The organism is Zhouia amylolytica (genome assembly GCF_900116365.1).
In the GTDB taxonomy this organism is placed as follows: domain Bacteria; phylum Bacteroidota; class Bacteroidia; order Flavobacteriales; family Flavobacteriaceae; genus Zhouia; species Zhouia amylolytica.
Genome location: NZ_FPAG01000004.1, coordinates 34,704 through 47,006, shown reverse-complemented (window position 1 = coordinate 47,006; position 12,303 = coordinate 34,704). Strand labels below are relative to the sequence as shown.

Below are 12,303 nucleotides of genomic sequence, written 5' to 3'. Positions count from 1 at the left end.
ATTTTAATTCACTGCCTCAAAAGACAAATGAAATAATAACGTCGGCTTATCGTAAACCGTAGGTTCTGTATGAATTCCGATAGCCACATTCATGGTGTTTTCGGTAAGTTCTTTGAGAATAACCAACACTTTTTTGTCTTTAAAACCAAGATACTCATCCAGTACCAATTGTTTCTTATTGGTAAACTGAACGGGGCCAGTGGCGGCATCAACTGTAAAGTTTCCATCTACCAACTGCCAGGTTGCATCCTGTTTTGGAGTATATAGCACATGAGCCAGAGGTACGTTATTTATATCATATGAAATCGCCGTTATACTTTCTTGATATTCGATACTGGCGAGCACCAATCCCATCAAACTTTGTCCGTCTTTATTATCTACCTTATAACCACCGTCGTGTACAAAAGTAAAGGTATCTTCATAGGAAGCTCCCAAACCTATAAGGTCTAAGAGATTGTCTTGTGAGGGAAGTAAAAGACCTAAATCATTCGCTACCAATCCGGCTCCTTCTTTCCCGGAGGTATAGGCTTTTTTGAGTCTCCATGATTTTCCTTCCGGGCGCGCCTGTCCACCTGTAAGTAAAATATCCAGGGATGGCAAAATCGTTACTGTTTTGGATTCTGAGAAGGTACCGTGATCACCAGCAACTGTCATTACTACTGTATAGGTTCCCGCTTCGTAATAGGCGTGTACCGGGTCTTCTTCCGAACTGGTTTCTCCATCTCCAAAATCCCAGGAAATTGTATTTGCATTAGCCACCGTTCCGTTAAAAGTAACTTGGGTTCCCTCGATTAGAAATTGAAAATCGGCTAAAGGACTTTCGATATCATCACTACTACAATTGGATAACAATACTCCTAGTATTAGTATCCCGTATATTTTAAATGTTTTCATATTGAAGTCTTTTTTGACGTTAAAAATCTCACGAAGCATTCAAGAATTAATCTTTTATATCCCACCACACTGCTGTATCGATCTTATTATCTCCTTGTCTTGATATAGCTTCCATCACATTATTGTTATTAGCACTTAATTCAAAGGAAGAATATAAAAAGCGTTTTGGTAAAATTCCGTTAGTTACACCTTTTGCTAAATCTGGAGCCGTTCTTTGCGGAATTTCCGGATAGCCCGTTCTTCTTATATGAGACCACCCTTCAAAATAATTAGGTATCAATGCCAGCCAGGTTTGTACTCCTATCTGTTCTTCATCATTAACACCCAAGAGTGACCCTTGGGGTGTTGCCATGAAATCATTTATTGATGCTTCGTCAAGCTCCCATTGTCTTAATGCAGTTTCCAACCCGCTTCGATAAAATTCATCGGCCCGGGCGACATCATTATCGTATGCGAGTGCTGCTTCGGCTCTAAGTAACCAAACCTCTGCTGCCGTAATCAGGTATAATTCGCTGTCTTTAGACGATAGTGCGATTCCCATATCTGATTTTGCAGCAAAATTCGAGCTTCCAAAAGCAGCATCGTTTAACCCGTTAGTCATCCCTGTATAGGCTCCATTTCCATCAGGCTCTACAAAAACTGACAATCTGGGATCGTTGGTTTGTTGCAATTGCTCAATGAGTTTGGCAGACATTTTTATGGATGGAAATCCGGTGCGATAGGTAAACCAGTTATTACCATTTCCTTCGGTTTCAATCATAAAGGCATTATGATCATTAGATTCCATTAAAGGCTCATTGGCACACTGACTTACCACTTGCCTGGAAAATTCGGTATCAGCAAAGCGCAAGCGCATAGCCAAGCGAAGACGTACGCTATTGGCAAAACGCATCCAGAGATTTAGATTGTTATTAAATATAGGGTCACTATCGGGGTACCCCATAGCAGGATCTGCGGTTTTAATCACTTGAATACTTTTCGACAAGCGATCAATAAGGTCTTTATAAATAAACTCTTGTGTATCGTATTTCGGTTGTAATATGTCTGCGGATTTTCCTTTACCTCCCTCTGTATAAGGTATCTCTCCAAATGCGTCTGTAATTTTTGCATAGCCTAGTACGGCAATAACATCAGCCATAGCATAGCGAAGTTCATTCTTCGATTCAGTATTCGAAGTAATTTGAAGCACTTCCTCTATATGGCGAATCACTCCTCCATACATCCCTGTAAACATATCATTATACTGACCGTCGAATCCATCGCCATACTGATCCGGAATACGGGCTGTACTACCCGCTACAAAGTAATGCCCATAATGACCTGAAAAGCGATAAGCAGACTGGTCTGTGGTGCCCTGAAACAAACTACGAACCGCTTTCGTAAATAAAGCCGCATCATCTATAGATGTTACAGCATTGGGGTTTTCTCTCAGATCATCGAGGTGATCATCACAAGAAACCCCGGTAAATGCGATTATAAGAGCTACTAAAATTCTAATAATAAATCTGTGGTTAGTTGTCATAATCTTCAGCTTTAAAAGTCAATTTTTAAGTTGAGTCCGTATGTTCTTGTCGATGGCAATGAAGAGTGTTCAAATGCAGTTGAAGCCGGACCGCTACTGTATGTCGCTTCCGGATCTATATCCTCGGCGGCGTTATAGAAAAAGAGTAAATTTCTTCCGACTGCGGATAAACTGGCCCTTTGAATGAAGGTGCCTTGAAGCATCTTTTCAGAAAAATTATAACTAAGTGTTAGTTCCCTTAGTTTCACATTACTGGCATCAAGAATTTGCTCTGAAGCGATTTCACTCACAAAAATATTATTGTATTGTCTCAGCATCGCATCGGTAGGCGTTTCATTTTGAAAGCCCGTATTCTCATTAATCCCTTCTTCAATAAAGCCGGTTTCTCTCCCGGGTAAACTCCTTACATCTGTACCAAAAAATGTTCTGTACGCCCTTCCATAAGAGTAAAATTCACCTCCTTGTTGTATACTTACCAATGCACCTAAAGAAATATTTTTATAAGTGAACTTGGTATTAAAACCACCATACCAATCAGGATTTATACTTCCCATATTGATACGATCTCCTCTTTGGGCGAGTCCCTGATCTGTGATGAGCTTTCTTCCGAAGTTATCTCTTTTAAAATCATAGCCGTAAATAGTCCCAAACTCCTCACCAGGTCGTGCTTCAACAGAAACGGACCAGAGCGTGTTTAAGGTAATACTTTCCAGCCCCTCGTTCAGTGATTCAACCTTTGAGTCGCTTTTCGTAAAATTGAAACCCAGATCCCATTTAAAATCCTTGGTTTCTAAGGGGATTGTATTAAACTGCAATTCGATTCCTTTATTAGAGATACTCCCGGCATTTACCACTTTTGAATTATAGGCTGTTGCCCCTGAAACCGGTACTGCCATAATCTGGTCTTTGGTTTTGGTCTCGTAGTACGTAAAGTCGATAAAGATTCGGTTGTTAAAAAATCCAAGTTCTGTTCCTACCTCCCAGGAATTTGAGGTTTCCGGTTTAAGGTCAAAAGAAGGCAGGCTTCCAGGTATGGAGGCTACAGTATAAGGTAAGGTAACGGTTTGGTCTATGTCGTAAACGGCTTGGGTTCGGTATGGACTGGTATCGTTACCAACTCGTGCATAGGAACCTCTGATTTTTCCGTAGTTAAAAACTTTCGAGTCCATTCCCAGAAGTTTGGTAAAAAGTAAACTCATGTTTTCGGAATGATACCAATACGAATCGTTATCCTTTGGAAGTGTTGATGAATTGTCGTTTCGCAGGGTTGCATCGAAGTATAAAAACCCTCCATAGCTCAGCTGTGCCAATCCGTAATAAGAATTTACTCCTTTCCGGTATACAGATTCATCATTAAAAGTATTTTTATAGTTATTGATCTGGTAGAAATTTGACACCTTACTGTCATTTCCCCAAATATTAACATAGCTATTGTTTTCATCTCTATAACTCGCTCCGAGATTGGCCGTAATTTTAAATTCTCCTATGTTGGTATTATAGGTGGCGAGTATATCTGAATTCCAAATTCGCTCTTTACCTGTGTTGTGGGCATAATTTCCAAGGCCATTTTGAACCGCTTGAGATCCTCTGGCTCCAAAACTGGTAAAATCAAATACAATATAATCCATTCCGGTTTTAGCGGTAATATTAAAATCATCATTTACATCCCATTTCGCAGATAAAAATCCTTGAAACCTATCGCGCTTATCTATATTCCCTGTATTCTCTAAAGCCCAATAAGGGTTATTAAAAGTATTATCGAGGTTCCACTTTATTTCATTTCCATTTGCGTCTACTGTATTGTCTGCAACATCGCTTAAACGTATATCTCTTGGCATAAGGGATAATTGTAAGGCGGTATTCCCAGCACCTTCTGCCAATTGCGGACTATTTAAGGTCTCTGATGTTAAATAGGTCATCTTCCCTTCAATGTTTAATCTTTCAGATAATTTGGTGGCTCCCCTGATATTAAAGGTTTGCTTTGAAAGCGTATTATTACTGATTATTCCTTGTCCGTCTTCATCGGTTATGGATAATCGGAAGGAGCCTTTTTCAGATTTTCCTTCAAAAGAAATGGTGTTCGACACTGAATAACCGTCGGAATAAAAGGCTTCATAAGGATTTCCTTGTGGTAAGAATGTATCAGGTCTACCTAACCAATTGGTATATTCCTGTCCTTCCATTCTCGGTCCCCAACTCCACGAATATGGATAATCAAGTACCGGTCTTCCATCGGCAGCTATGGGTGCAAAACTACCAAAGGCTCCGGTACCGTATTCATTTTGAAGATCGGGGGTTAAATACGCTTCAGTAAAGGCAAAGGAAGAATTAAGGGAAATTCCAATCCCTTTAAGCTTTGTTCCTGATTTTGTAGTGATAAGAATCACACCATTCATACCTAACGAACCATAAGCCGCTGCTGCACCTGCTCCCTTCAGAACGCTGATCGATGCCACGTCATCAGGATTAATATCAGATAAATCATCGCCTCGATCAACTCCGCCCCACGAAGAGGCTCCTCCGGAACCATTATTTATTGGAATACCATCGACCACCACAAGCGGTCTGTTAGACCCTGAAATCGTTGTAACTCCCCGAAGTAAAACTCGACTCGAGCCATTAACTCCGGTATTTGATTGGGTAATTTGCAGGCCTGAAACTTTTCCTGACAAGGAGTTCATTACATTGTTTTCACGTGCAACATTAACTTCTGACGATTTAATTTGAGAAACCGAATAACCAAGTGATTCTTTATCTCTTTGTATGTTTAAAGCCGTAACCACCACCTCATCCATCTCTTCAGCTTGCAGTGTCAGGCTTACATTTAAATTTTCTTTTCCTTCAACAGCTACTTCTTTGGTTTCATAGCCTAAATAAGAAAACACTAAAACGTCATTCTTCTGAATTCCTTCGAGTTTGAATTGTCCATCGAAAGCAGTTGCGGTTCCATTATTCGTTCCCTTTACCTGAACGGCAACCCCTACCAGAGGTGTATTGGTATCTTTTTCGAGCACCAATCCAGAGACGGTATGCTGGGCAAAAGTCATGACCGAAAACAAAAGGATGGCACCTTGTAAAAAAAGTTTGTTCATACAGTTATAGTTTGGTTAGTTAGTAGTGATATTTGTCTATGTGGAATGGATCTTACTTTTTGAGGGACAAGATGTATTCTGCCACGGCCATTTTAGCATCCTCCGGCAGGTATGCCTGCGAAGGCATGTCCGGATAATCATCTCGTAAATTCCAGGGTTTATTAATGTAGTCTACAATTCCCTGAGGGTTTCCTTCATAAACGGCCTGTATGATATTAGTCGGCACCCCGATGAGGCGTGTATCGAAAGCGTGGCAGCCTGCACAAACGCCATAATAGGTGAGTTCTCCTAATTCCTCTTTAGAAACTGACCTTGGTGCTACCGGTTCTTTAAAAGTAAAGGTGGTTATATCTTTGGTATCCGTAATTTCTGCTGTCCCATAATTGCCCAGACCAAAAGTGCGGTATCTGTTTTTATCTCTGATAGAACTTCCGGTACCTCCTCCCATAGCGAGAATATCCGGTCCTTTGGTTTTAAGCTGAGACATCATTAAAGCTTTAATTTCACCAACCGGATTATTACCATTTTCAATCATAAAATTATCGAGAATGACCACACGATCAGGATTAGGCTCTGAATTTGGATCGTTAGCAGTAGGTGCACCGGTAGCCAGGTCGACTATGGTAATTCCGGCGTTATCATTATTTGCAATAATATTGTTTTCGACAATTACATCATCAGCTGCCATTATAAGCACTCCGGTACCCTTCGGAATCCCAGAAACTATAGAACCCGGTGCTCCAAAATTCTCATGATTATTCCCAATAACAAAATTGTTACGAATTATTACATCGAAAATTGTTTTTATTGGCAATCCGGGAGTCAGGAAAGCCAGGATACCTCCGGTATTGTTGTGCGCATAATTACTCTCTACGAGGCAGTGCCTAGAATTTTCTATTTCGATACCAGCCACATTGCCAAACACTTCGTTATACTTTACATCTACATTATCACACATACCGACATAAATGGCCGCATCTTCAATTTCGGTGAGGATATTGTATTCTACTATTCCATTTTTACCGTACTGCGGAAAAATACCATAAACGCCAGTATCAATAATCCAGTTGTTTCGTATCACGAAATTATTTCCAGCCTGCCCCATGATACCATTTCCTTTGTACTTAATGATCTTCAGGTTCTCGATGGTTATTCCATTGCCTGAATACAAGATGGCATCATTCAATTCCTTTTTACCATCCATAACAGGCCACTTTCCATCGACTATAACTCCCTGAATACCTATATTATCCTTGTCGATATACACAGTTTCTGAATAAGTACCCGGATAAACTCTGATAAGGTCGCCGGGTTGTGCTTTAAGAACAGCTTCTCGTATTGAACCTCCATCTTCTACTTTGATAATATTCCCTGTAAAATTGGCAGCTTGTGCTACAGCGGAAGTATCTTTTGAAGCTCCTGTATTCCAATACTGCATTGTGGAAGGTATGGGTACAGTCTCAACTTTTTTGGGTTTAAAAATCATTCTTCCCAAAAACAATCCTATGAGCAAAAACGCAAATGCTCCAATAGTTTTTAATAAAACTGATCTTTTCTTCATTTTTTGTGGTCTTAAGAGTTATGGTTTGTATTGGATAATCCGGAAGGAAGTTCTGTTGGCACTTCCGGCATAAAGGTTTCATCGGTAAGGGTTTTCAGAAAATCTACCAGCCTGTCCAGCTCATCATCTGATAGTTCTGGTTCCCATATGTGCCAATGAATTCGAAGTTCTTCATTTTCCGGTACTGCATGTCCTCGTCCATCGGTATAAAACTGTACTGTTTCCCTTAAAGTATTGAAATTTCCGGCATGCATATAAGGGGCTGTTTTCTCAATATTTCTCAGGCTGGGCACTTTAAACCCTCCGCGCATGGTTTTATCGTTATAGGGTATTTCGGCTCCGGGGTCTAAGGGTTTCCCATCTGGTTCCGGTACTCCTAAAACGGCAATTTGTTGGTTGGTAAAGAGCGGAGGGGTATGACATTCTGCACATCTGGCTACAAAGGATCTAAATACATTTAGGCCTTCTATTTCTTTTTCATTCAAAGCCTTATGATAACCATGTGCATATTGGTCGTATCTGCTATTGAGTGAAATCAGAGAGCTTTCAAAGGCGGTGATTGCAGTATAAATTTCCTCTAATGTTATCGTATTATTATTCCGATTTGGAAAAGCTTCTTCAAAAAGGACCTTGTAATTGTCAATATTGTTTAAGGTGTTCAAGAGGTTCTCCGGGGTATTATTCATTTCTTCTTTTGAAAAGAGCGGACCTTTCATTTGTTCTTCAAGTGATTTGGCACGTCCGTCCCAAAAAAACAGTTTCAAATAGGCTACGTTCCAAAGGGAGGGTGCAGAACGAGTTAGCTGATATCCATTCATTCCTACACTGGCGGCAAGTCCATCGCTAAACCCCTTCTCAGGATCATGACAGGTAGCACAAGAGATCGAACCATCTTTAGAAAGTGCGGGATCAAAAAACAAGTATCGTCCCAAATCAATTTGTTGCGGAGAAAAACCGTCTCTTACCTTAGGGAGTGCTGTTTTTAATCCGCCAACTCCATGATCATTTTCTGTGGTATAGGCCATGTATAAATTCTGGGCTATACATTCATTGTTTTCATTAAGTTTAAAACCCGGAGGGCAATCACAGTTTAGCTGTGGCACTTTATAATAGACTGAATCTTTATTACCCAAACTTACCAGCCCCCATAAAGTGCACACAAAAGTCATAAAAATGACACCTCTTAAAACGATCTTTTTAATATCCATTTTTTGCTATAACTAAAAACTAATTCTATCTGTTTAAAGAAGTTTTACAGCTAAACAGTTATTGGAAATTTAAGAAGTGAATCTTTACAGGAGCCTTATAAACAAGTATTTTGTGACGAAAAAACCCTATGTTGTGACCAAAGGGGAGGATACTTTTTTTAATCGTTCTTCGAATATATCCTTATAAGAAGAGGATACGGATAACTCAACATCCGGAACGTGTTGCATAATTAAGATATAGCCCTTTTTGGTTCTTTTGAATGAATGGAGGTAATTGAAGTTAACAATATAAGATCTATGTATCCGTAACAAGGGTTTATAATCCTGGATATTAACTTCGAATTCTTTTATGCTTCCTCTTATAAGTTCTTTCACTATTGTTTCTCCTTTCATATAGAAAAGTTCGAGATAATTACCCGCAGACTTCACATAAACCAACTGACCATATTTAATGGCCAATGCTACTTTTCCATTTTCACCCTTTATGGTAAGAAGCTTGTCTTTATCTTTGGTGCCGGCTTCAATAATCTCAGCCTTCTCTGCCTTTAATTTACTATACCCGTATTTGTGCTCCATATACCAAACAAAAACTGTATATGGAACGATCAGGATCAAGGCAGTATATCTAAAAGTTAAAAGATACTCCTTGAACTGTTCTGAATATGCAGATAACTCATCACCGAACAAAAGATAAAAGAAATACGCCATAATGGTCACCTCCAGGAGATACCATAAAAACAGACTTAAATATGTAAAGTTTTTGATTCGAAACAAGGACCTTAAAGCAAATTGAGTCACAAAAAGTATTGCAGTTCCCACCATTATAAATTGCCAATAATAATTACCTCCCCATTGATTAATATTAAAAGGCTCATATAGTGTTATAAATAATATGGCATAGATAGCAACAAAACCGATTAGTAAGAATCGGTTTTTTGCAGAGCTTAAAAAGGATACTTCTCTTTTGATTATTTTTTTAAAGTTATTCATTAAAAGAATTAACAAATGCATCTAAATGTAACCATAAATTTATAATTATAATGGATTTGAATTCCCCGGCGTCAAATTTTCTGAGGATCTCGTAAAAACTAACCAATTGAGATTGTTTTATTTCTAAAGTCCTCAAGCACGATATTAATGACTCATACACCGAACTTAGACACAAAAGATTAAACGATTTGTTAACACCTAAGCTATAGCACTTTTCGTATCTTTAAATAGCTATCTCAATTCAATATTCACCTAAAAAACCATCAAGTATGAAAGCTGTTAGATTTTACGGAACCAATGATGTTAGAATTGAAACGATGGACAAACCAACACCTCAGGGCGATGAAGTTCTTATCAAAATAGGAGGAGCCGGTGTTTGTCATTCTGATCTTCACGTTATTCACGACGGTATCATGGGCGAAGACCCACAACCTTTTACTTTAGGGCATGAAAATGCAGGTTGGGTTGAAGCCACGGGTAACGGGGTTAAAGGGTTTAAAAAAGGAGATGCAGTATTAGTCTATGGTCCCTGGGGTTGTGGTCATTGCAAACCGTGTCAGCAGTCTGCAGAAAATTATTGCGATCACCAAAGTGAAAATCCATATGGAGGTGGGCTAGGATTAAATGGAGGTATGGCTGATTTTATGTTAGTTCCATCATCTCGATTACTGGTTCATATTAAAGATCTTGATCCGATAGTGGCAGCTCCATTAACAGATGCTGCGCTAACCCCATATGCTGCCATCAGGAGGTCAAAAGATAAGCTTACGTCAGACGCTTTTGTGGTGGTGTTGGGTATTGGCGGATTGGGTCATGTTGCATTACAAATATTAAAAGCGACCTCTGCGGCTACCATAATTGCCGGAGATGTTACCGCTGACAAATTACAACTAGCTAAAGATCACGGTGTGGATTTCGTAATCAATACTACCGATGATGATGTTGTTTCCCAAATTCAAAAAATAACGGGTATTAAGAAAGCTGCGGTTGTTTTAGATTTTGTAGGGATTCAACCAACAATTAACATTGGACAACAAGTAGTAGGGCTCAACGGTGATTTAACGATTGTAGGCCTGGGTGGTGGACATTTAGATTTTCATGCGATGGCTGTTCCTCTTGGAACTCGAATATCAACACCATACTGGGGCACTCGGGTAGAACTTATGGAGGTTATTGAACTGGCTCGACATGGAAAGATCAAAATTGACATTGAAAAATACAAACTAGACCAGGCCCACGAGGTTTATGATAAGTTATTAAACGGAAAAATTAAAGGCAGAGCGGTGTTAACGCCTTAAAAAGAATAAGCTTAAAACTATAAAACAAAAAAGTCAGGTAGTAACCTGACTTTTTTTAATTAAAAACACCTATCATCGCATAAAATAAGGCATTTTCACAAAAAACCAACTAAATTAATCAACGCGTTCTGTGGTAGTGAACGTGGCTGTTTCAGACCAAGGACTCCAATTTAAGTTTTGATCTCTATATCGCACTCTCCAATAATATTGTGTATTATCGCGCAATAGCCTGTAAATCTTTTCATCCGTAAGATCGTCGTCGGCTTGTCTGTTTTCTTTGTAGTACCAATTCTCAAACTGTTTCCAATTATCAACAATGGGCTTATTAAAGTCCGGACTTGTACTAATTTGCCAGTTGGAAGCTGCATGAAAGGCATCCCTCCGATCACTCTTGAAGGCGGAGGCCTTCAGGACCACCTTCCCTGGATTGACCTTATCTTTTAGCGGAGCTAAAGGGTTTGGTGCCAATGGTTCCTTACTGTATTTCCAAACGGTAATACTATCGGTAAGTTCATTGTCTCTTGGATTCACTCTATTTCCCTGACTAATGCGTTTCACGGTAAACTTCGGATCGCCGTTATTAGGATCCACTTCTACCATTACAAACCCGTACTCGTCTTGGGTAACTGTAAACTCATCGTAATCACGACCTTCAAATTCACCCCAATTATCGATAGCACCCCCTGCTGATGCTACATTGATCCAAAGGTGTTTGTGATCTTTTGATTGTCCACGTGAATATCCATGTGTATGTCCAAAGAAGTGTATACTGGGTTTCCCTGAATCTTCTGTGAATGTTTCTAAACGTTCTACCACTTTCCCGGAAAAATCTTCCTCTCCGGGAATCCATAATTCAGATTTATGTGGATGGTGCATTTGTGCAAAGACAAAATCAATATCTTCATTAGAAGCGGTTTCTTTCAACACTTTGTCGAGCCATTCTAATTGTTGTCTGATATCGCGGTATCCTTTATTTGAGTCGAGTCCGAGGATTCGCGTATTTCCATAATCCTTATACCACCAATGTTCTGCATATTCAGGACTCCCATTTTTGGGAAGACTGAAGTATTTGAAATAAAAGATTGAATTTCCTTCGTGATTTCCTACTGCAGGATATACAGGAACTTCTGAAAAAAGTTTCTCTGCCGGGTTAAAGAAATGATTTTGCCATTGCTCATATTTAGTGCCGTTCTCCACCAAATCTCCCGGTATGAGTACCATGGCAAGATTTTCAGGCACACTCCCATCAAATTCTTCATTCAAGTAAGCCAATATTCCATCATTTACAATCTCACCAAACTTATCAGGGTTGTTATGATCGTACTGCATATCACTCATAGCAACCAGGCTAAATGATTCTTTGTCTTCAGCGAAAGGAGGGGTTTTGAATTGATAGATATCTGATTTTGCTTTCCCCGTTTTAACCCGGTAATAGTACTCGGTAAACTTCTTTAAACCTGTTAAGGTTACGCTATGCACTCTGGCATCCGTAAAGTTAATATCGAAGGATTCTCCTTTGGTTTTATTTTTTAGTTTAGGGGTTGTTCCCCACTCTACAATGCTTTCATCCCCGCTATCTGTTTGCCACATTATGGTTATTGATGTAGGGTTCGCATCCTGTAAATAGGGCTTAATCTCAATTTTTTGTGCACTCACCAACAAGCAGGCACTTAGAATTAAGGTAATGCTTAAAAATTTTCTCATTGTAATAATTGCTTTTAAAAGAGGCCGTTGAAGA

General features: G+C 39.4%; 8 protein-coding genes. 1 reads left to right on the top strand and 7 read right to left on the bottom strand.

Going from position 1 to position 12,303, the window contains the following annotated elements; translation table 11 throughout:
• Positions 1 to 3: 3 nt before the first annotated feature.
• The 6 genes from BM361_RS07125 to BM361_RS07100 form a co-directional block, all read right to left on the bottom strand.
• Entirely contained in the window at positions 4 to 894 is an 891-nt protein-coding gene (locus BM361_RS07125) for a PKD domain-containing protein (protein WP_074977898.1), read from the bottom strand.
• A 46-nt stretch (positions 895 to 940) separates the two neighbouring features.
• Positions 941 to 2,416 carry a SusD/RagB family nutrient-binding outer membrane lipoprotein gene (locus tag BM361_RS07120; protein WP_074977897.1) on the bottom strand — a complete coding sequence of 492 codons (1,476 nt, stop codon included), beginning with the start codon at positions 2,414 to 2,416 and terminating at the stop codon, positions 941 to 943.
• An 11-nt stretch (positions 2,417 to 2,427) separates the two neighbouring features.
• On the bottom strand, positions 2,428 to 5,508 hold the full coding sequence (locus BM361_RS07115) for a SusC/RagA family TonB-linked outer membrane protein (protein WP_083425881.1): 3,081 nt from the start codon (positions 5,506 to 5,508) through the stop codon (positions 2,428 to 2,430).
• A gap of 52 nt (positions 5,509 to 5,560) precedes the next feature.
• On the bottom strand, positions 5,561 to 7,069 hold the full coding sequence (locus BM361_RS07110; RefSeq protein ID WP_074977894.1) for a parallel beta-helix domain-containing protein: 1,509 nt from the start codon (positions 7,067 to 7,069) through the stop codon (positions 5,561 to 5,563).
• Positions 7,070 to 7,080: 11 nt separating this feature from the next.
• The gene (locus BM361_RS07105; protein ID WP_074977892.1) at positions 7,081 to 8,277 is read right to left on the bottom strand and encodes a cytochrome-c peroxidase; all 1,197 of its coding nucleotides are present in this window, start codon (positions 8,275 to 8,277) and stop codon (positions 7,081 to 7,083) included.
• 126 nt (positions 8,278 to 8,403) lie between these two features.
• The gene (locus BM361_RS07100) at positions 8,404 to 9,267 is read right to left on the bottom strand and encodes a LytTR family DNA-binding domain-containing protein (protein ID WP_074977891.1); all 864 of its coding nucleotides are present in this window, start codon (positions 9,265 to 9,267) and stop codon (positions 8,404 to 8,406) included.
• Between the two features lie 269 nt (positions 9,268 to 9,536).
• On the opposite strand from BM361_RS07100, the gene BM361_RS07095 reads away from it, so the two are divergent.
• Positions 9,537 to 10,565 carry an NAD(P)-dependent alcohol dehydrogenase gene (locus tag BM361_RS07095; protein ID WP_074977889.1) on the top strand — a complete coding sequence of 343 codons (1,029 nt, stop codon included), beginning with the start codon at positions 9,537 to 9,539 and terminating at the stop codon, positions 10,563 to 10,565.
• 114 nt (positions 10,566 to 10,679) lie between these two features.
• Here the strand turns inward: BM361_RS07095 and BM361_RS07090 are convergent, their stop codons facing one another.
• Positions 10,680 to 12,269 carry a purple acid phosphatase family protein gene (locus tag BM361_RS07090; protein WP_074977887.1) on the bottom strand — a complete coding sequence of 530 codons (1,590 nt, stop codon included), beginning with the start codon at positions 12,267 to 12,269 and terminating at the stop codon, positions 10,680 to 10,682.
• Positions 12,270 to 12,303 lie beyond the last annotated feature (34 nt).